Here is a 19,878-nt window from a genome sequence, read left to right as displayed (position 1 = left end):
AAGGAACTTTGTTCTGTTAGTACAAACTATTGATTTACAAGGATTATTTTTGTTTTTTTCTCTTGCATATTCTCAACCTCATGAGAATATTTAATAAAAGCAGGAGGACATAATGAAAAGAGTAGCACCCTTAATTACGGCAATATTCGTCGCTGCCCTGGCTGGCTGCGCGGCCATCCCACGAGCTTACAACCCGGAAGAGTCTCGGGCTTTGAACCTGGCAAGAGCCGGTGGCATCTACGATATGGACTTGCGTGATTCTGGGGATGGCTCTCGCTCCTACAGCAAAGGCATGTCGGTGCCATTACTGAATCTCGCCAGCCTGGCGACTTCATTCGATGCACCGCTTCGACATCTCTCGGGTAGCCAAACGTTTCTGTTCAACGCTACTGACATCATGATGACACCGGATGATCCGTCGGCGAGACCAAGCCTGATGGGATGGATGCCTGCGTCGATGGCCACTTCGGAGGCTCAGGCATATGAGCAGTATGTGGATCTGGTGGACCAGGCCATCCGATTAGCTGCCAATGATATGGCGTTGAGCGCCACCAAACTCAGTAACGTGGAGACGCCTGAGATTGATGGCCATCCACTGATGCTCTGGTCCATTGAAAGCACTGAGCATGGATGCGGTGCAGGTCAATGTGTGGTTGCTTACAACATCAAAACGCCGAATCTCTGGAAGTCTCCAGCCTACGTGGAAGGTGCTGAGCCCGAAAGCTACAACATCGCGGCTAATCATCCAGAGAATTATTCTCGCCTCGTTTTCCGGCAATCAGGTGAGCAACTCAGCTTCCCTGTGGATGAGTTCTATCGCACGGTCAGTGGTGCCTTACCATCCTGGATGTTGATGTATTTTCCTCCCGGCACCGTCATCCAGGATAGCGAACCGCTGCCGTACCCTGTGCTTTACGAGCAGGGCCAGCGACTGATGTTCAAGGAGCCAGATCATGAGTGACTGGCATGATGAACTTGAGTTCGCTCTGTTGCCGCTTGAAGACGCCAAAATCGATAGCGACTGCATGACCTTTGTGATCAGCAATGCCCTGAGCGAGCAAGGCATCTTCCATCAATGTCGTATCGGATACGCAGAGGACCGGCTGAGCCGAATAGCCACCGCTCCCCATTGCTGGATTGAGCTCGAACAGGGCTGGTGTATCGATCTGCGGCTCAGACAGTGGCTGGGTGATGAGGACGACCTCCCTCATGGCGTATTTCAGCCATCCAACTATCCGCGCGTTCGATATCAAGGCACTGCGTGGCTGGTTTCACGCCTGAACACGGAAGATTTGAGGGCGATGACAAATGATGCCTACAGCAAGGTGAAACTGCCATGGCTGGCCGGGCAAGCCGCTGCGGCCTGACGTCGGGCAAAACTTGCATTTTCTCAGGTTCTGGTAGCTTCGAAGTAAAGATCTATCGGGGACTGAAACCATGGTGAGGGTGATAAAAATAGTAGCAGTGGGGCTCGCCGGGATCGGCGTTGTGGAGCTCGCCTTAAGGGGTACCGATGCAGCGCTTTACGCATGGTATCTATTGTTCCTGCTTTGGGTGGTCGTACTGCTCATTCGCTTCGCAATGGCCGCAGTCGATGCTTACAAGACGGTTTTCGACAAGGGACCCGATGGGGAAATGACGTTTCCTGAATTCGAGAAAAAGATGGCGTCGTTTAGTCGAGGCGGTGGTAGGGAAGAAAACGGTCCAAGCAGCACGACAACCTCCGACACCGGGAGTCAAGAAGGCGCAGGCGATCTGTTCGATGACTTCAGAGTCAATCCGATCCTCCGGGAGGATGATCCGTTCGGGCAGTTTTTCGACTCTTGAGGTGGTTCCTTATGGGTACACATCAGGAGAACCAACAATTCAGGCCGTTCAACATGACAAGGAACCATTTAAAACAGACCGGCCAAGCGGAACCACTTATAACAGACTGAGGAGGCATTAATGTTTATACGCGCCTATTTGAGAGCATCGACCCAGGAACAAAATGCCGAGCGGGCCAAAGCATCGCTAATCCAGTTTGCCGAGCAACACGGTCAGCGCATTGCTGCCTTTTATACCGAGAATGTCTCCGGAGCCACATTGCATCGCCCCGAACTGATGCGACTGATTGCCGAATCCGGTGAAGGTGACATTGTACTGGTGGAGCAGATAGACCGGCTTGCCCGCCTTAAACAGCGGGACTGGGATACGCTCAAACAGAAGCTGTCAGCCAAACGGTTGGCAATTGTCTCGCCAGAACTGCCCACGAGTTGGCTTGCACTGGACAAGAAGGATAACACCGGCTTCACCGATTCCATATTGCAGGCTGTCAACAGCATGATGCTCGACATGCTGGCAGCGGTAGCCCGCAAAGATTACGAGGACAGACGCCGCCGCCAGAATCAGGGTATCAAAAAGGCCCGCAGCGAGGGTAAGTATCAGGGTCGCCAACCTGATCTGAAGAGGCGACAACACATCGCCAGTTTACTGCGCACCGGTCATAGCTATAGTGAAATCCAGGACATCCTGGGTTGTTCGCGCCATCTGATTGCCTCTGTCGCAAAGGAACAAAAGCAGTCAGATGCAGCATAGGCTGCAATTTGCAATCAAAGAACGAAAACAGGAGAACTCACATGATCGATATGTCCGTCACACTCATTGCTTTCCTCGGCTTTGTCGCCGTTATCCTGGCGATCTGCGGCATCACATACCTGAATGCTGACAAGCTGGAAGCATTTCTCAACCGGAAGTTTAAAACACGCCGCCAGGTCGATAAAAATTCCAGATAATCTGGGGGTAAACGGCTACTTTTGCCCAAATTGGCAAATTACAGACCCGTGGGTTTGTCTCTGCGGCCAGTAGCATTTCTCTTGAACATCAACCAACAGGAGAATGCTAATGAGCAAACCCAAAACCATTCAGGAAATCACCGATAAGTGGCATGAGGTGGCTCGCGCCGGGGAGTTTGACCATCAACAGGGGCGCCGAATGGCGCTTGATCAATGCAGACAGTATCTACAATCGCTATCCAAAAGTCTGGATATGGAGCGAGCACGCCTACGCTATCTCGCTCAGCGACTGTCGGACTATTTCTGGACACATAATGAGGCTCATCGAACCAAGGAAACGAGAGGCTACCCTGGCCATCACGGCTGCCGGGTGAGAATGCTGCACGGCAGCTTGGAGATGCACTGGTATTACAACACCTTCGTAAGAGTGAAAAACGGTAAAGGGCATGCGGTTTTCAGTGAACACATCCGCCGAGCCCTGAAACATCGGTACTCAAAACCCGCATTTAACCGCGCTCACGACTGGGAAAGGCCCATCATTGAGGAGACCGAAGCCGGGTTTGAGATAGTGCGTATCATGAATGCAAACCTCACTCACATGCGACGTCTCGTCAGGGCAAACCTGAAGCAGTTGGACAATTTGGAGGCGCACTTCGATGGCCTTCAGCCCCCGGAATCCTAAACAAAAAACCATTCAGGCCCGTCCCCTTCCGACGGGCTTTATGCATCTATTTTAGAGGATGATTACAAACAGTATTTGGCTTGAACTACGTAATGCTCTGGGTACAAGACTTGTCGAAAGGCCTAGATTTTTTTGTATTCGCGCCGACCTGTGTATACGATAGTTTGACAATAAAAAGCAATTCTTACGGTTGACTGCGAGGGATATGTGAAAAACTGCTCAAAAGGATCAATTTGGAGAAAGTGGGACCTCCATGTCCATACTCCATTTTCAATTCTGAACAACCAGTTCGGCGACGACTTCGACAATTACGTCAGAAAACTCTTTCGATCAGCAATAGATCATAATGTAAGTGCCATTGGCCTGACCGACTATTGCCTTCTTGACGGCTATAAAAAAGTAGTCGAAGACTATATTCTCAACGATGATAAACTAGCTGAGCTATTTGATGAGGATGAAATCAGGAAAATTAAGAATATTGCTATTTTCCCGAATCTCGAGTTTCGCTTGGACAAACTAGTAGTAGGCAAAGAGGTCGACTTAAAATGGAATAGGCGGACCAACTTCCACGTTATCCTTTCCAATGAATTGTCTCCCACATTAATCCAAAGCGAGTTTTTATCTAGAATACAGTTTGAAACTCACGCTGAAACAGGGCTCAAAGCAGAGAGAAGAGCCTTAACCAAAGAAAACTTGATAGAATATGGTAACAGACTAATTGAAGAACACCCCGAGTTTAGAGGCCAATCTGCCCTTGCGGTAGGGATCTGCAATGCGTCGGTCAATACAAGCGAAATAGCTGAACTACTCACCGAAGATGGAAGATTCAAAAAAAACTACTTGTTAGCTTTGCCTTGTGACGAAGACCTTAGCAGAGTAAGTTGGAACTCGGCCGGTCACGGTACGCGGAAGACACTTATTCAACAGAGCCAACTGATATTCTCATCTAACAAGCGTACGAGAAGCTTCTTGCTCGGAGATTATCACGATAATCCTTCCTCTTTCAGAAAAGAGTTTGGCTTACCTAAAGCTTGTATATGGGGCTCCGATGCACATGCATACGAAACACTTTTTGAGCCTGACGAAGAAAATAACACTTGGATAAAGGCTGATCTTACTTTTGAGGGCCTCAAGCAGGTAGTATTTGAGCCGAGGTCACGGGTTGCTATTCAAGATACTTGCCCTGGCGATAAGGTAAGCTATGAAGTTATAGACTCTGTTCGATTCAAAGATTCCAGTGGGAAAAATATTTTTCCTGAATATAAAATAGAATTAAATTCGGATTTAAATTCGATTATTGGTGGCAAATCCTCAGGGAAATCGCTTTTACTCTATCATATTTCAAGGACGGCAAATAAAGAGGAAACCGTAAAGAAGTGTGATCTAGCAAAGGCAAGTACTTATCCAGAATTTGAAAATGAATCAAATTTCGACTTTGAAATCACTTGGAACGACAACACTAAACAAAGCTTTAGAGAAACAAACGAACAACGACCAATAACCTACATACCTCAGCTATATATAAATAAATTAGCCGAGGAAAGTGGTCGAGATCAACTCAATGAGCTTGTACTCGAAATTCTATATCAAGACAGGGAAATAAAGCTAGGTGCTGAAGAGCTTTTTAAAAAATGTGATTCGTTGAATGAGAGCATCAGCACACAGGTTACAAAACTTGTATCGCTCAGACACAAGTATGCAAAAGAAAAGGGCGAAAAGGAAAAAATAGGAGCTGAGAACTCGGTAAATAATGAAAAAGAAAAAATAAAAGAAAAAATAGAAAAAATAAAAAAATCATCAGGTTTTACTCCTGACGAAAGAAAAATTTATAAAAAGCTTAGCGACAGATTGTCAGTTAGCGAAAAAAGGCGTTCGTCTCTTTTAAGATATATTGAAATACACACTGAGCTAAAAAATGAATTAGTAAGAGAGATGGAAGATTCGTTTAGAAACGTAGCTCTTATGACGAATTCTGAAGAGTCAGAAAAAAAACGGTTTCACACTGGAAGCCGCCTTGTTCAGATAACACTGGCTAAGATTCAGAAAATCATTGATGACCTGCCAATAGAAGCGGGAAAGAACATTCGCCGCGCTAATAGCTTGATAGGCTCGCTAGATGAAAGAATTATAAATACCACGGAAAGTCTTGAAAAATTCTCGTCTAAAGTAAAAAGCCAAAACGAATTGAAGGGACTTCTAGAGGCGCAAAAACGGGAAGAAGCTAAGCTTAGAGCTATTCAAGAAGCAGGCAAGAAGGTCAAAAGCACTCTCGAACAAGGGAAAGCAGCTTCTGATCAGCTTAAAGCCCTGTATGAGCAGTTGTTTGACACATATGGTGAAATAGAGGCGCTTTTCAATGGTGCTGCGAAGATCGACAATGAAAATATAACGCTTCAAGCTAGCCTGGAATTCGATCACAATAGTTTCGATTCTTTCATAAACTGTTTTGATGCCAGAGGAAGCCTTGCAAGTATTCTAGGCGACTCGATTGATAGTGAAAACAATTATATTTACTCAAAAGACACGCATTTAGACTCTATATTCACCCTGAGTGAGAAGGTTCGAGATTTCTCCCAGATCGCCCATAAAGTTCGAAAGAGTGCGAACGAGGAACTAATCCTTAGAAATCTACTTCAGGATTGCTTTTACATATCTTTTAACTTGCTTTATAAAAATGACGACATTATCAGCATGTCGCCCGGTAAGCGAGGACTGGTGCTTCTCCATCTCATACTACACTTGAGCAATTCCTCTCACCCTATACTTATAGATCAACCTGAAGATAATTTAGATAACCGCACAGTTTATAATGAACTCCGCGACTTTATTAGGGAAAGGAAAGAGAGAAGACAAATCATCATGGTCACTCACAACGCTAATATGGTTGTATCCACAGATTCCGAATGTGTTATCGTCGCGAATCAGGCTGGCCAGCAGCATGATATGGAAAACGAGCAATTTAGATTCGAATATGTTTCCGGCGCCATGGAGTGCACGTTTTTCGAACCAGATGCGCCCTCATTGCTTAAGAAATTCGGCATTAGAGAGCATATTTGCGAGGTTCTAGAGGGGGGACAACTTGCATTCGAAGAGCGAGAGCGTAAGTACGCTTTCAAGCGATAAGGACAAATTAAGGCCCGACCGAGGTCGATACCGGCCAGGCAGAGGAAGAGGTGCAGTTATCGACACTGGTCGACAAGCTCAATGAGCGGTTTGGTACTGAGTTTACCCCGGCGGATCAGCTGTTCTTCGATCAGGTGAAGGAAACCGCCGTTGCCAACGAGCAGCTTCGCCAGGCCGTCATGGCCAACAGCCTGGAGAACTTCGAACCGGTATTTAACAAGCAGCTTGAGAACTTGTTTGTAGAGCGCATGGACGGCAACGAAGACATCTTCATACGCCTGATGAACGACGAGTCCTTCCGTAATATCGCTTCTCAGTACCTGATGCGGGCTGTGTATAACCAGGTCAAAACCAGCGTTGAGACGCAGTAACAGAACAAAAAAGGGATAACGTCCGTTATGAAAGCTACAGAAGCCAAGTTGCTCGACTTCCTGAAGAAGTCGCCACAATTTGTCATTCCGATCTACCAGAGAACGTATTCCTGGTCTGAACAGCAATGTCGTCAACTGTGGGACGACATTATGCGAGCCGGTACCAACGATGGTATATCAGCACATTTCATTGGCTCGGTGGTCTACATCGAGAAGGGGCTTTATCAGGTGTCCAGTCAATCACCATTGCTGGTCATTGATGGGCAACAGCGACTGACTACCACCATGCTGATTCTTGAGGCGCTATCTCGACACCTTGGGGACACAGAACCTCTGGAGGGGTTTTCGGCTAAGAAGCTGCGCAATTACTACCTGCTTAACCCGTTGGAAGACGGTGAGCGAGCGTACAAACTGCTATTGACCCAGACGGACAAAGAGAGCCTTCTGGCGTTGGTCACGCAGAAGCCGTTACCTGATGACGGTTCTCTTCGAATCCAGGAAAACTTCGAGTTCTTCAACAGCCAAATTCAGCGGCTTAACGGGGAACTGGAAACCCTCTGCCGGGGCCTTTCAAAGCTCATCATCGTTGATATTGCGCTGAGCCGAGACCAGGATAACCCGCAACTCATTTTTGAGAGCATGAATTCCACAGGAAAAGCTTTGAGCCAGGCTGACCTGATCCGGAACTATGTGCTGATGGGACTGGAGCCGAAGCATCAAACTCGGCTCTATCGCGATCACTGGCGTCCGATGGAGGTGGAATTCGGGCAAGAAGGCTATGGCGTTTACTTTGACAGCTTCATGCGCCACTACCTCACGGTTAAAACCGGGGAAATTCCACGGTTAGATGAGGTATACGAGGCTTTCAAACAGCATTCACGTCGCGCCGAAGTTGCGAGTGCTGGTGTCGATTCATTGGTTGCTGAAATACATGCTTTCGCTCGGTATTTTTGTGCGATGGCATTGGGGAAAGAAACAGATAAACAGCTCGGAATGGCATTTAAGGACCTGCGGGAACTAAAAGTCGACGTGGCATATCCGTTTCTGCTGGAACTTTACCATGATTACCAACAAGACAATCTGTCCCGAGATGACTTTCATAGCGCTATTCGGCTGATCGAGGCTTATGTGTTCCGTCGTGCCGTTTGTGCCATCCCCACAAACTCGCTGAACAAGAGCTTTGCGACCTTTCACAAATCATTGCAGAAGAACCGTTACCTGGAGAGCATCAAGGCTCACCTGCTCGGTTTGAAGTCATACAGGCGTTTTCCGAATGACGAAGAGTTCAAAAGGGAACTGGCAGTACGCGATCTCTATAACTTCCGCAGTCGGAGTTACTGGTTACGCCGCCTGGAGAATTTCGAGCGCAAGGAACGGGTTCCGGTCGACGAATACACGATCGAACACATCATGCCGCAGAATGAGAATCTGTCTGCTAGATGGAAGGATGAGCTAGGTCCGGAATGGAAGCGTGTGCATGAAACCTGGCTGCATACGCTGGGTAATCTGACTCTTACGGGCTACAACTCAGAGTACAGCGACCGAGCTTTCATCGAGAAGCGCGATATGCAGGGCGGATTCAAACAAAGCCCTCTACGGCTCAACGAGGGCTTGGGAGCTGTAGAAGCATGGAATGAGGACTCAATTAAGAATCGGGCCGCCAAGCTGGCCCAGGAAGCGGTGCGGGTTTGGGCGGCTCCGGTATTGCCGGACGAGATCCTCGATACCTACCGCAACGTGGCCGTCAAACCAGAAGCCTACAACCTTGAGGATCACCCTCAACTCGCAAACGGGACCCCAATGCGCGCTCTATTTGAGCAGCTCCGAAAGGAAGTCCTGGCGCTCGACACGAGCGTCACTGAAGAAGTCCTCAAGCTCTATATAGCGTTCAAAGCCGAGACGAACTTTGTCGATGTGGTCCCGCAAAAGACCCGTTTGCGACTGTCTTTGAATATGCCGTTTCACGAGTTGAGCGATCCGAAAGGGATGGCTCGTGACGTGACCAACCTCGGACGTTGGGGAAATGGCGATGTGGAAGTAGGGTTTAGTGAGGAATCTGAGCTTGCCTATGTAATGGGGCTCATTCGACAGGCGTTCGAAAAGCAGATGGGGAACGATGCTGATTGAGCGGTGAGAACAGCGCCCCGACAACTGGGGCGGAAAGTAGTGGCTGGATGATGACACTGAGTGAGAGTTCTCCAACAGCGGTAGGGGACTCTCCTGGAGAACTTTCCAATCGCTACACATACCTATCTGATTTGGATAACTTTGAGCTCATTCCATGCGCTCTATTAGGCGGCCTCTTGGAGATATGATCTGCACATACGCTATTAATCTGGATAAGTTGTCGTCGGAATCCCAGTGCGTGAGTTTTCCAAATCAGGTGGAAACGACGGGCTCTTAGTCCAATAACCTCCATGCCAGTGTTTCTGAGCCTGACCCATTCCGAAGAGCCTCGAAAAGGACTCGTTGCGCATTTCTTAATGTTTTCCAGAATCGACGTTTACTTATACGACGTGGATGGGGCTCTGAAAGGGCCTTTATAATATTTTATTTCTCTCCCGAAATAATTGCGTGCAACTACTCAATCCTCTGTGCATAAACAACCAATCGGAGATGACGATCAGCATCGACGGTCATTGAAGTGTGTTCAAAAGAGATAGTCTCACTCTCCATTTTCATATCCCTGACACCTTGACACGGGGCGTCAACATCATGGCGATTCCACCATTGCCTGAAGTCAGGAGAAGCCTTCTGTAAATTGGTAACCAGAGCCTGGATATCCGCTTCTTGCGTTGCGTGAGCGTAGTCTCGCCTAAAACTGGATAACATCTGAGCCGCCTGATTGTCCCAGTCAACCAGACGTTCGCGGAGAGCGGGATCTGTGAATAGCATCCAAAGCAGGTTGCGTTGCCCAGGAGGATGGCGATTGAAGCCAAAAAGCCGGTCGGCCTCCTCGTTGAAAGCCAACACATCCCACCGTAGGTTAAGTACATAAGTGCCGTGAGGCGATAAGTCTCTCATCAGCCTCAATATTAAAGGCGGAACTTTACAGTAAGTCTTGCCAGGTTCCGGCGGCAGCCTGTCATGAGCGAGCAAAAACAGATGCCTACGTTCGGCGGCATCCAGTTTCAGCGCTTGGGCCAAGTTATCGAGAAACGAGGAAGACGTACTAATATCTCGCCCCTGTTCGAGCCATGTATACCAAGTGAGTCCCACCCCTGATAGAGCGGCAACTTCTTCACGCCGCAACCCTGGTGTCCGTCTACGCCCCCCACTAGGGAGCCCCACGTCTGTAGGAGCCAGACGTTCTCGCCGTGATTTCAAGAAAGCAGCTAGCTCCTTTCTTGTACGCTCTAACTTACTCATGTGTTTCCTGTTGCTTTTAGTAATAGCATAAATGGTTAAATTGTAACACCTTAATGCTGCTTATAGAATGACGGCTTTTCCACTAGGAGAGTCTATTTATGAGCTCAAATAATGAAATGTGCGTCCCAGAGAGTGCGCCCACGATCACGACAAACTCGAATTCACTCATAGTTTACTTAATTGCTTTAGGCGCTTTTGCGCTGGGTATGGCTTCTTATGTTACCGCTGGGTTAATACCTCTGATTGAACAGTCTTTCGGAGTCTCCGTTGGCGTGGCTGCTCAGCTTGTGACAGCTTTTACTCTCGCCTATGGCATTGGGTCACCGATCGTTGTGGCTTTGTTACCAGGAAACCGGCAACGAAATGGGCTATTAGCTGCGCTTGGGTTATTTGTTCTGTCAAACGCTGCGAGCGCACTATCCACAGACTTTTACTTTCTGCTTGCTTTCCGTGCCTTAGCAGGGGTTGGGTCCGGTGTTTATCTTGCAATGGGGATCGCGATCGCGGCGTCACTGTCATCCTCAGCTCGTGGCAAAGCAATAGCTATTATCATGGGAGGAATGGCGGCAGGTACTGTTTTGGGCGTTCCGGGAGGACTTGTACTGGCGGAAAAACTCGGTTGGGCCTCCGCGCTTTGGCTGGTGACATTACTTGGAATGATAGCGTTTCTCGGGTTGGCTTGGCGACTACCAGAGCTGCCAAGTTCAGATGCCGTACCGTTACGTAAAAAGTTGTCCTTGTTGGTAGATGGTCAGGTAATCGTGGTCCTGTCAGTATCTTTGCTTGCCGCTATCGCCAGTTTAGGGATGTATACCTTTTTGGCTCCTCTTATGTCTTCTTCTGAATACGGGGACGTTGACTCGATCACGCCGTTTCTATGGGTTTGGGGGATTGGAGGTGTGCTTGGCAGCTTCTTAGTAGGACCTCTCGCTGATCGCGTTAAAGGACCCCAGATGACATTGGCTATTATGTTAATTCTGGCAATATCTCTGGCTATTCTACCAGTAGTTGCGTCCTGGAATGCTTGGTTGGCAATGGTGCCAATCATTCTGTGGGGGGCCGTTGGATGGGCACTGCAGGTTCCCCAGAATAATCAGCTGATTCATGTGAGGGAATCTAAGGGTGACGGAAATCTAGCTGTAGCACTTAATGAATCGGCTTTGTATTTAGGAAGCGCTATTGGTGCTGCGGCAGGTGGTATGGCTCTGGCGATGGATTTACCGATCTGGGCATTGCCTGTTGGAGCGGGAGCTGTGGCTGTAATTGGAGCCGTATTGCAGTGTATTAACGTCCGTAGAATTGGTATCTAACTCTGATTTCCTCAAACCTATTCCTATCCTGGCTAGGATAGGAATAGTGGCTGTGAATCAAAATATGATTCTGAGACCGGAGAATGACTTTCACATGTGAAAGCCATGCAGCTAACTTGGTCATTAAATGCACAAAACCCACTCATGTAAGCCCTAATTTTGCGATTATGACGTTCTTTTTCTGGTTTCTTGTGATTTTTATCTATTAATAATCAATGGCTTATTAGCCGACCTCTCCTTTGCGCCCTTTTTGGGCAATTCCGCGGTTCTCCCCTAAGACGAATATTTCCGATGATTGCTCCGAACGATTCACAACCGAACTGGAGTAGTCATGAAGAAACAATCAAATACCTCGACTGAGCGTCTACTGACTTATGAAGAAGTCTGCACCGTCCTGAAAACATCGCAGGCAACGCTGCGCCGCTATGTAAAACAGGGGCGGTTCCCGGCACCTGTGAAGCCGAATCCCCATGGGCGAGCCGTTCGCTTTCGCTACCAGGACGTAAAAGCGTGGCTGGACAAGCTGTGAGAGGAGCTGCGTGATATGCAATACAAACTGCAAGATGACGGGCTCTATGCCTTATCAGGGGACCATTGGCAGCGTGTCGGCGGCTGGATTCAGGTAATGGCTCGCACCAGGTTAACCGACAGGCGGCACGGACACGGAGCGTTGCTGGAATGGCAGAATTTCGATGGTGTGAAGCTACGCGAGGTCGTCTATGCCCGAGATCTCAACAGCGATAATGCCCGACAGGTGCGAGATATGCTGGTTGATACCGGTTATCCACTGACACCCGGGCAGGCAAGTTGGAGCCGGCTTCAGCACTATCTGTTGGAACAGATGGCTCTGGCCGAACCGGCGACGGTGGTTAATCGAACGGGTTGGCACGATGGAGTATTTGCCACCAGTAATTGGACTATCGGCTCCGCTGACGAGCCGCACCATTTCGTAGGCCAATTATCAGGCTCTGCGACGTTAGAGGAGTCTGGAAGTCTCAGCGACTGGCAGACTTATGTCGGTCAGCTATGCCGAGGCAACCCGTTAGCAATATTCAGTATTGGCACGGCGCTGGCTGCGCCATTGATTGCCTCTGCTGGGATGGAAAATGGCGCCATCCACTTGGTTGGAGCATCGTCGACCGGAAAGACCACCTTGTTGCAGTTGGCGGCTAGCGTGTATGGGGGAAACCGCTATGTTCGCAGTTGGATCTCAACCAGTAACGGGTTAGCGGCAGTCTCATCAGAGCACAACGACATGTTGTTGCCGTTAGATGAGATTGGCATGGCTCGCCCAGAAGACATCGATACGGCGATCTATCAGATCATGAACGGATCAGGAAAGTTACGGGCTAACGTCTCCGGCGAGCTGGCCGCGACCTCGCATTGGCGAACGCTGGTGTTGAGCAGCGGTGAAGTCTGGATTGCTGAGCTACTCCAGCAGATCGGTAAGCCGTTACGTGCAGGCCAGCAGATTCGACTGGTGGAGCTCCCAGTGTTTGGGACCTACGGCGCGTTCGATGAACTACACGGTCATAAGCACCCTCAGCAGTTTGTGGACGAGATGAAATCAGCTTGTCAGCGCTACCACGGCACCATAATTCGCGAGTGGATCTCTTTACTGACCGAGCGTCATGACGAGCTGAACAGCTACCTGAGTCACGAAATTGGTCGCCTAAGCGGTATTTGGACACGAGACCAGATGGCATCGCAGGTGCAACGGGTCATCAGGCGGTTTGCGCTCATAGGGGCGGCACTTTGTCTCGGTAGTAGGAATTTCATTCTCCCTTGGAGCGAGGAAGAGTCCTTGGCAGCCGTCCACCGAACCTTGAAGGCTTGGCTGGATAATAGAGGCCACTCCAGAAATTCGGAGGAATTCCGGCTTCTCAAAGCGCTGGAGCGGGCCATGAAAGTCTGGGAGCGCAGTCTCAGTGATATTGAACAAGCGAGTGGCCAGGGGGGAGCTGGTTTTCGACGCTCACACGAGGGACGCGAGTTGTGGTTGATCTATAAATCGCACTTCCTGAAGCGGCTCGGGCTGCCGACCCATTACATGAGGGAAGTGGAGGTGCTGTTACAGCGTGACTGCCTGGTGAGTAATGAGCGCTCCCGTGGGACCTACAAAACCAGAGTCAATGGAGATTTGCAGCGATTTTTCGCGCTCAGGCCTGACCAAGTTAGACGGCAACTTGAAGAACTGGAGAGGATTGAGCATGAGGACTGACACGGTGTTCCCAATTTCCCAGTTTTCCCACTTTGGTTATGGCGGTGTAGAGGTATAGCGATGACAGAAAAAGAAATGTTACAGCGAGTATTGCAGGACATGATGGTCCTCAAAAAAATCATTTTGGACCATATTAATGGTAGCAAGGCCCCGGAGGCCGACAAGGAGATCATGAGCCTTGAGGAGTGTGCGGAATACACTGGGCTGAAGAAAAGCACCCTGTACCAGTTAACCTCCCAAAAGAAGATCCCTCATTTCAAGCCAAATGGTCACCGGATTTTCTTTCGCCGCGCAGACACCTTGAAGTGGCTCCAGTCCAACCGGATCGCGACGGCGGACGAGATCGAGCAGTCGGCTGCTCAGCACCTGGTGAGCCACCGAAGACCAGGACGGCGGAGTGTTTGATGTGGGGCAGGAGGAAAGAGGGGCTGTGAAAGCCCCTCTCGTCACTTAGGCTCTCCGTCCAGTGTCTCCTCAAATATGTCAGGAAAACTCCTCATGGCCTCTGTACGGCGAGTTTCGAGTATGTCCGCGTAGATCTCCGTGGTTCTGAGCTCGCTGTGGCCCAGAAGCCGGGACAACGAGTAGATATCCACACCCCTGGCCAGTTGATTGACCGCAAAGGTGTGCCGTCCGGCATGGAAAGTCACACTCTTGGTGATACCCGCGCGCATGACCCATTGTGCCAACGCAACGTTGGTATAGGAGCCATACTTCAGACCCTTGAATACGCGATCACCTGGCTTTCCGCGATTCTCCAGATTCAACAATCTCACCGCTGAGTCTGGAAGATCCAGGTATTGCAGCGAGTTCCCGGCGTTCACCAGCTTCTTCTGCCGAAAAATGATGCGGTAGTGGCCATCGGCGAATTCCTCTATCTCACCCCAGACCAGCTTGTGGATATCTGACCAGCGAAGGCCTGTAGTGCAGGAGAACAGGAAAGCCCGCCTCAGCACGTCATACCGGCATTCGGCTTTGGTCAGAGCCCGGACCTCTTCCAGGGTCAGGTAAGTCCGTTTCGTGTTTTCCGGCTTGATGGACTTAACCTGTTGAACCGGGTTGTCGCGGACAATGCCGTCCCGATAGGCCTGGTTGAGCGCTGCCCGAACCTTGTTGAAGTAACTGCTGGTCGTGTTCTTGGCCAGTTTGGTACCGGATTTGGTGGTGGCTTCATGCTGAAGGTAGTGCCGAAACCCCTCCAGGAATCGCTTATCGACTTGTTCAAAGGTCAGTTCAGACAAGCCATGGTAGCGGTGCAGGTGATGACGGGTGGAGATCCAGATCGAATGGTTGGATTTGCTTCCGGAAGCTTTCTCGTCGGTCAGCTGGTCGAAGTAATCGAAGAAGCTGGCAGAAAGCTTGGTCCGATCATCCAATCCATGTCGTGACGACTCGCTTTCCAACAGCCGCTTTGCCCTGATGGCCTCAGCCTTCTGATTAACCGTCTTGTTGTGCTCACGCTCCGCCGGAAGGCGGGGTTTGTCGTAGAGGAACAGGTTCAGGGGCTCATACGAGCGCTTCTGCGCCCGAGAACCGTTCTGGCCTGTCTTGGAACCGTGGTAGTAGACCAGTCGCAAGGCACGGTGGCCGTTCTTGTCTGGTTCGCGTTTCTGGATAGTGATTTTCATGTTTGCTCCTTTTGTGCTCCGAGTGCTCCGAAAACTTATACTCGGAGCACACACGGAGCAAGAGGGGGCAAAACGGATCAAATTGCCTGCAAAGAAATAGAATAATTTTATTTATAAAACAAAGGCTTATTTGTATTTGATTGGATGCTTTTCGATCTTTTTGGCCGTTTCACTTCCCGATACAAAACGAACCGAAAATCTGGCCAAGGAGGTCATCAGAAGTGAACTCACCGGTAATTTCATTGAGGTGCTGCTGAGTTAGGCGCAGTTCTTCGGCCAATATTTCACCTGCCATATTGGCTTCTAACTGTTCCTGACCTTGCAGTAGATGTACTTTTGCTTTCGCCAGAGCCTCTAAATGGCGGCGTCTTGCCATGAAACTGCCTTCGGAGGTTGCACTGTAACCAACACAATGTTTTAGGTGTTCTCTAAGCAATTCAATGCCATGTCCGGTTTTGGCGGAAAGATGAATAACCGGAATGTTGTTGTGTTCATCTATACCTGTAGGCTCTTCCGATAAGTCGACTTTATTGCGAATAACGGTGTAGGGCATGTCCTCGGGTAGTTGTGCGAAAAACTCTGGCCAAATATCGTCGGGATGAATGGCAGAGGTTTCCTGACTGTCGACCATAAACAGCACGCGGTCAGCCTGGCGTATTTCATCCCAGGCGCGCTCAATACCTATTTTCTCAACGTGGTCGGGGCTTTCGCGTAAACCTGCGGTATCGATAATATGTAACGGCATGCCGTCTATTTGAATATGCTCACGCAGAACATCGCGAGTGGTTCCTGCTATTTCCGTTACAATAGCTGACTCACGACCCGCCAGCGCGTTAAGCAAGCTGGACTTACCCGCATTGGGGCGTCCGGCAATAACAATGCGCATACCTTCGCGCATGAGCGTGCCTTGCTTGGCTTCCTGTTCTATGTGGAACAGCTGGTCGATAATTTCAGCTAAATCGCCGGATACCTTACCATCTGAAAGAAAATCGATTTCTTCGTCAGGAAAGTCGATAGCCGCTTCAACGTATATTCTCAGGTGAATAACGGCGTCTACCAACTGATCAATTTTATGAGAAAACTCACCTTTTAGGCTTTGTAAGGCGGCTTTTGCGGCCTGCTCTGAATTGGTATCAATTAAGTCGGCAATGGCTTCCGCCTGGGTGAGATCGAGCTTGTCGTTTAAGAATGCACGTTCGCTAAATTCACCGGGACGAGCAGGGCGAATGCCGGGAATTTCCAGTATTGCTCGAATTATCATGTCGATAATAACCGGCCCACCATGGCCTTGCAGTTCTAAGGCATCTTCTCCGGTAAAGGAGTTTGGACCCGGGAAAAAGAGCGCTATGCCTTCGTCCAGCAGTTGTTTCTGTAAATCGTAAAACGGCAGGTATTCGGCTTTACGAGGCTTGGGGCAGTGACCTAACAGCTTTTCTGCAACCTCTTTACAGGCTTTTCCGCTCACGCGAACAATACCAACACCGCCGCGTCCGGGAGGCGTTGCCTGAGCTACTATGGTGTCGTCAAAATCTGTTTCAGTTTGCATTTTTGCTGCTCCCCAAAGGACTAAAGCCCGGCATTAGCCGGGCCTTAATGTTGGATTATTTCTTGTTTCGAACGTTAATCCCTTTCTTCTCTAAGCCCCGGTAAATGATCAGCATTTGCGCAATGGTAATCAAGTTACTGACCAGCCAGTACAGTACCAGACCCGATGGGAACCACAGGAAGAATACGGTAAAGATAACCGGCATATACTGAAACAGTTTCTGTTGCATTGGGTCAGCCGTCGGTGTTGGCTGCAGTCGCTGCATTAAGAACATACTGGCACCCATTAAAATAGGCAGGATGTAGTATGGGTCTTTGGTTGACAGATCCTGTATCCAGAACACAAAAGCAGAATGGCGCAGCTCAACACTTTCCAATAGCACCCAGTATAGCGCCAGGAAGATTGGAAGCTGCAACAGCATAGGCAGACAGCCGCCCAGAGGATTTACTTTTTCCTCTTTGTAGAGCTTCATCATGGCGCCTGACATCTTCTGTCGGTCGTCACCATAACGTTCACGCAGAGCCGTCATTTTTGGCTGCAGCATGCGCATCTTAGCCATTGAAACGTATTGTGCCTTAGTTAGCGGGAACAATAGCGCTTTAACAATAACTGTGGTCAGGATAATAGCCAGACCCCAGTTAATAACGATGCTTTGTAAGAACTGCAGCAGTTTGAATATCGGTTGAGCTAACCACCATAGGAAACCATAGTCGACGGTTAAGTCCAGATACTCGACGACTTCAGCCATAGCGTCTTGGTCTTTTGGACCCAGAAATACTTGAGACTCAATCGTTTTGGAGCTGCCTGGCTGAATATCAGTCATTGGATAAATGACACCGATAATTGCCTGGCTGCCATTGGCTACTCGAGAATAAAGACGATTTTGCTGACCTTGTTTCGGCACCCAGGCTGACACGAAATAGTGCTCAAGCATTCCGACCCAACCAGTTTGCGAAGTAACGTTCAGCTTTTTGTCCTGCATGCTGTCGAAATCGTATTTTTCGAACTTGTCTTCATCGTAGGAATAAGCTGCACCAAAATAGGTAGGCATGATCATACTGCCACTTTCGCCTGAGTGTACGGAACGTTTTAATTGGCCGTAAAATTGGGTTTCAAGCGTTTTGCTGGTGTTATTTTCTACTTCGTACCGAACATCAACAGTGTATTTTCCTGGCGTGAAGGTAAATACTTTACGATAAACAGCGCCGTTCTCAGCCGTATAGGTTAAAGGAACTTCAATAACCTCGCTTGTAGACTCGTAGCTTTCTTGTACGTAGTTATAAGAAGGGCGGCCGTCTTTGCCATCAATTCCGTCCGGGCCAATTAGGCCTGACTGAGCGACGTAAACGTTGTTTGAACTGTTTTGCAGAAGTTGAAAGCGTTCTTCAGAACCCTGAGTTTTCGCAAACTTGAGTAAGTGAGTCGAAACAACATCACCACCGCGGGTATCTATCTCAACATCTAACACGTCGGTGCGAACGTGAACTGTGGTTTCAGCCCGCTGAGCTACAACCGGCTGATCACTTTCCGGGACGTCTGCCGAAACGGCTGAACTGCCTGAGGGCACATCGCTGTTTTCAGCGTTATTGCTCGATTGTGTTGAGGTAACGTTTTCATGTGCTTTTGTTCCGGGTGCGGTTTCCACCATCCAATTCTGGTATAGGAAGAAAGACACCACTAAAAAGGCAATAAATAATATCGTGCGTGGCGAATTCATAGTGATTTCGTCTCTGTTGGCTGATTTAGTAAAGATTCGGATTCGCTGTTATTTTCTGGCTTGGCGTCTTGCTTAGCAAGTGGAACCGGGTCGTAGCCGCCCTCATGAGCTGGGTGACATTTACTGATTCTTACTGCAGCAAGGCCAATGCCACGGATTGTACCGTGTTTTTGTATGGCCTCACAGGCATAATGTGAGCAAGATGGATAAAAACGACAACGCGGGCCCAGCAGTGGACTGATAAACCACTGATAAACCTTTATGAACGCGATTGGTATTGTTCGCAACGCTTTGCTAATTTTCGCCATAAATAATTCAACGTATCCCGTAATGCGGCGTTATCCTGCTCGACAATACCCTGCTTAGCAATAATTACAATGTCGAAAGCGGGAATTTTATGTTGGCTTAAACGGAAGGTTTCACGTATTTGTCGTTTTATGCGGTTTCGGTCAACTGCGCGCTTAGCTCGCTTTTTGCTGACGGTAACACCAATACGTGGATGGCCTAACTCATTGGGGGTTGCCAACATAGTGATATGAGCAGTAACGGCTTTTACAGGAGGGTTTGAGAATACAGTCTGGAAATGAGAGGGAGTTAACAGACGTAACTCCCTTCCGTATGAGATACTTTTATGCACTCAGTACTTTACGACCACGTGCACGGCGACGAGCCAGTACTTTGCGGCCATTTTTTGTTGCCATGCGAGCACGGAAACCGTGTGAACGCTTGCGCTTTAATACGCTTGGTTGAAATGTTCTTTTCATAACTAATATTCCATCGGTCAGTTTGCTATTTCCCACGCTGGCCGAATAAGTTGAAACCAAACGTGAACGGAATTTTTTAGAGCGCGGATCTTACCGATCTTTTCTCGTTGAGTCAATGACCAGAGGCTTTTTTAGGCAATAAATCCTAAAATAATATCATCCACAATCTGTTGAGATTATAACATTAATAATGTGGATAAAATAACAGTTATTCACTATTTGCTTTGTTTTCATGTTTTAGGGGAATATAGACTTTTAAGCAATTTATGCGCCAGTTTTGGTTTCAATGGCTATTTTTTAACTCCTTTATTGACGCTGTTTTCAGGCAGTTTATGCTAGCGAATATTAGCTGAGTGAAGTACAATCTTTGGTT

Annotated in this window: 20 protein-coding genes; 13 read left to right on the top strand and 7 right to left on the bottom strand. The window is 48.7% G+C overall.

All coding sequences use genetic code 11. The features are described 5' to 3' along the window. Positions 1-112: 112 nt before the first annotated feature. The 9 genes from RJ32_RS04445 to RJ32_RS04410 all read left to right on the top strand — a co-directional run bounded on the left by RJ32_RS04445 (position 113) and on the right by RJ32_RS04410 (position 9,077). Positions 113-961, top strand: coding sequence for a hypothetical protein (locus RJ32_RS04445; protein WP_034819445.1), 849 nt, complete (start codon positions 113-115; stop codon positions 959-961). Next, entirely contained in the window at positions 954-1,367 is a 414-nt protein-coding gene (locus RJ32_RS04440; protein ID WP_034819443.1) for a hypothetical protein, read from the top strand. Before RJ32_RS04445 ends, RJ32_RS04440 begins: the two co-directional genes overlap by 8 nt. 70 nt (positions 1,368-1,437) lie before the next feature. Then, complete coding sequence (locus RJ32_RS04435) at positions 1,438-1,827, top strand: hypothetical protein (RefSeq protein ID WP_034819441.1); 390 nt, start codon at positions 1,438-1,440, stop codon at positions 1,825-1,827. 120 nt (positions 1,828-1,947) lie between these two features. Then, positions 1,948-2,577, top strand: a complete 630-nt coding sequence (locus RJ32_RS04430; RefSeq protein ID WP_034819439.1) for a recombinase family protein — start codon at positions 1,948-1,950, stop codon at positions 2,575-2,577. Between the two features lie 41 nt (positions 2,578-2,618). Further along, positions 2,619-2,774, top strand: a complete 156-nt coding sequence (locus RJ32_RS15050; RefSeq protein WP_162838081.1) for a hypothetical protein — start codon at positions 2,619-2,621, stop codon at positions 2,772-2,774. A 109-nt stretch (positions 2,775-2,883) separates the two neighbouring features. Further along, positions 2,884-3,456, top strand: coding sequence for a conjugative transfer protein MobI(A/C) (gene mobI / locus RJ32_RS04425; RefSeq protein ID WP_034819437.1), 573 nt, complete (start codon positions 2,884-2,886; stop codon positions 3,454-3,456). A 207-nt stretch (positions 3,457-3,663) separates the two neighbouring features. Then, on the top strand, positions 3,664-6,579 hold the full coding sequence (locus tag RJ32_RS04420; protein ID WP_034819435.1) for a TrlF family AAA-like ATPase: 2,916 nt from the start codon (positions 3,664-3,666) through the stop codon (positions 6,577-6,579). Between the two features lie 50 nt (positions 6,580-6,629). After that, positions 6,630-6,950: a hypothetical protein gene (locus RJ32_RS04415; protein ID WP_034819426.1), complete on the top strand. Its 321-nt coding sequence runs from the start codon at positions 6,630-6,632 to the stop codon at positions 6,948-6,950. Positions 6,951-6,977: 27 nt separating this feature from the next. Then, positions 6,978-9,077 carry a DUF262 domain-containing protein gene (locus RJ32_RS04410; protein WP_034819424.1) on the top strand — a complete coding sequence of 700 codons (2,100 nt, stop codon included), beginning with the start codon at positions 6,978-6,980 and terminating at the stop codon, positions 9,075-9,077. A gap of 453 nt (positions 9,078-9,530) precedes the next feature. Here the strand turns inward: RJ32_RS04410 and RJ32_RS04405 are convergent, their stop codons facing one another. Further along, on the bottom strand, positions 9,531-10,319 hold the full coding sequence (locus RJ32_RS04405) for a helix-turn-helix transcriptional regulator (RefSeq protein ID WP_034819422.1): 789 nt from the start codon (positions 10,317-10,319) through the stop codon (positions 9,531-9,533). 98 nt (positions 10,320-10,417) lie between these two features. On the opposite strand from RJ32_RS04405, the gene RJ32_RS04400 reads away from it, so the two are divergent. The 4 genes from RJ32_RS04400 (at position 10,418) to RJ32_RS04385 (ending at position 14,255) form a co-directional block, all read left to right on the top strand. After that, positions 10,418-11,629 carry an MFS transporter gene (locus RJ32_RS04400; RefSeq protein WP_233420303.1) on the top strand — a complete coding sequence of 404 codons (1,212 nt, stop codon included), beginning with the start codon at positions 10,418-10,420 and terminating at the stop codon, positions 11,627-11,629. A gap of 331 nt (positions 11,630-11,960) precedes the next feature. Then, positions 11,961-12,158, top strand: a complete 198-nt coding sequence (locus RJ32_RS04395; protein WP_034819418.1) for an AlpA family transcriptional regulator — start codon at positions 11,961-11,963, stop codon at positions 12,156-12,158. 15 nt (positions 12,159-12,173) lie between these two features. Next, entirely contained in the window at positions 12,174-13,850 is a 1,677-nt protein-coding gene (locus RJ32_RS04390) for a DUF927 domain-containing protein (protein WP_034819416.1), read from the top strand. Positions 13,851-13,910: 60 nt separating this feature from the next. After that, the gene (locus RJ32_RS04385) at positions 13,911-14,255 is read left to right on the top strand and encodes an AlpA family transcriptional regulator (protein WP_034819415.1); all 345 of its coding nucleotides are present in this window, start codon (positions 13,911-13,913) and stop codon (positions 14,253-14,255) included. A 41-nt stretch (positions 14,256-14,296) separates the two neighbouring features. Here RJ32_RS04385 and RJ32_RS04380 read toward each other — a convergent pair whose 3' ends face one another. The 6 genes from RJ32_RS04380 to rpmH form a co-directional block, all read right to left on the bottom strand. After that, positions 14,297-15,478, bottom strand: coding sequence for a site-specific integrase (locus RJ32_RS04380; RefSeq protein ID WP_034819414.1), 1,182 nt, complete (start codon positions 15,476-15,478; stop codon positions 14,297-14,299). Between the two features lie 169 nt (positions 15,479-15,647). Further along, positions 15,648-17,024, bottom strand: a complete 1,377-nt coding sequence (gene mnmE, locus RJ32_RS04375; RefSeq protein WP_034819413.1) for a tRNA uridine-5-carboxymethylaminomethyl(34) synthesis GTPase MnmE — start codon at positions 17,022-17,024, stop codon at positions 15,648-15,650. A gap of 55 nt (positions 17,025-17,079) precedes the next feature. Continuing rightward, entirely contained in the window at positions 17,080-18,741 is a 1,662-nt protein-coding gene (gene yidC / locus RJ32_RS04370) for a membrane protein insertase YidC (RefSeq protein ID WP_034819412.1), read from the bottom strand. Next, complete coding sequence (gene yidD, locus RJ32_RS14485) at positions 18,738-19,049, bottom strand: membrane protein insertion efficiency factor YidD (RefSeq protein WP_011235861.1); 312 nt, start codon at positions 19,047-19,049, stop codon at positions 18,738-18,740. The genes yidC and yidD overlap by 4 nt, the downstream gene beginning before the upstream one ends. After that, complete coding sequence (gene rnpA / locus RJ32_RS04365; RefSeq protein WP_034819410.1) at positions 19,001-19,378, bottom strand: ribonuclease P protein component; 378 nt, start codon at positions 19,376-19,378, stop codon at positions 19,001-19,003. The genes yidD and rnpA overlap by 49 nt, the downstream gene beginning before the upstream one ends. Beyond that, positions 19,371-19,505 carry a 50S ribosomal protein L34 gene (rpmH, locus tag RJ32_RS04360; RefSeq protein WP_011235863.1) on the bottom strand — a complete coding sequence of 45 codons (135 nt, stop codon included), beginning with the start codon at positions 19,503-19,505 and terminating at the stop codon, positions 19,371-19,373. Before rpmH ends, rnpA begins: the two co-directional genes overlap by 8 nt. Between the last annotated feature and the right edge of the window lie 373 nt (positions 19,506-19,878).

Origin of the sequence: Idiomarina sp. 28-8, from assembly GCF_000320945.2 — a bacterium.
GTDB classification, from domain to species: domain Bacteria; phylum Pseudomonadota; class Gammaproteobacteria; order Enterobacterales; family Alteromonadaceae; genus Idiomarina; species Idiomarina loihiensis.
This window is presented reverse-complemented; position numbering and strand designations above follow the sequence as displayed.

Coding starts and splice junctions, on each gene's coding strand:
- RJ32_RS04445 (WP_034819445.1), top strand. CDS start 113: ATGAAAAGAGTAGCACCCTTAATTACGGCAATATTCGTCGCTGCCCTG.
- RJ32_RS04440 (WP_034819443.1), top strand. CDS start 954: ATGAGTGACTGGCATGATGAACTTGAGTTCGCTCTGTTGCCGCTTGAA.
- RJ32_RS04435 (WP_034819441.1), top strand. CDS start 1,438: ATGGTGAGGGTGATAAAAATAGTAGCAGTGGGGCTCGCCGGGATCGGC.
- RJ32_RS04430 (WP_034819439.1), top strand. CDS start 1,948: ATGTTTATACGCGCCTATTTGAGAGCATCGACCCAGGAACAAAATGCC.
- RJ32_RS15050 (WP_162838081.1), top strand. CDS start 2,619: ATGATCGATATGTCCGTCACACTCATTGCTTTCCTCGGCTTTGTCGCC.
- mobI (WP_034819437.1), top strand. CDS start 2,884: ATGAGCAAACCCAAAACCATTCAGGAAATCACCGATAAGTGGCATGAG.
- RJ32_RS04410 (WP_034819424.1), top strand. CDS start 6,978: ATGAAAGCTACAGAAGCCAAGTTGCTCGACTTCCTGAAGAAGTCGCCA.
- RJ32_RS04405 (WP_034819422.1), bottom strand. CDS start 10,319: ATGAGTAAGTTAGAGCGTACAAGAAAGGAGCTAGCTGCTTTCTTGAAA.
- RJ32_RS04400 (WP_233420303.1), top strand. CDS start 10,418: ATGAGCTCAAATAATGAAATGTGCGTCCCAGAGAGTGCGCCCACGATC.
- RJ32_RS04395 (WP_034819418.1), top strand. CDS start 11,961: ATGAAGAAACAATCAAATACCTCGACTGAGCGTCTACTGACTTATGAA.
- RJ32_RS04390 (WP_034819416.1), top strand. CDS start 12,174: ATGCAATACAAACTGCAAGATGACGGGCTCTATGCCTTATCAGGGGAC.
- RJ32_RS04385 (WP_034819415.1), top strand. CDS start 13,911: ATGACAGAAAAAGAAATGTTACAGCGAGTATTGCAGGACATGATGGTC.
- RJ32_RS04380 (WP_034819414.1), bottom strand. CDS start 15,478: ATGAAAATCACTATCCAGAAACGCGAACCAGACAAGAACGGCCACCGT.
- mnmE (WP_034819413.1), bottom strand. CDS start 17,024: ATGCAAACTGAAACAGATTTTGACGACACCATAGTAGCTCAGGCAACG.
- yidC (WP_034819412.1), bottom strand. CDS start 18,741: ATGAATTCGCCACGCACGATATTATTTATTGCCTTTTTAGTGGTGTCT.
- yidD (WP_011235861.1), bottom strand. CDS start 19,049: ATGGCGAAAATTAGCAAAGCGTTGCGAACAATACCAATCGCGTTCATA.
- rpmH (WP_011235863.1), bottom strand. CDS start 19,505: ATGAAAAGAACATTTCAACCAAGCGTATTAAAGCGCAAGCGTTCACAC.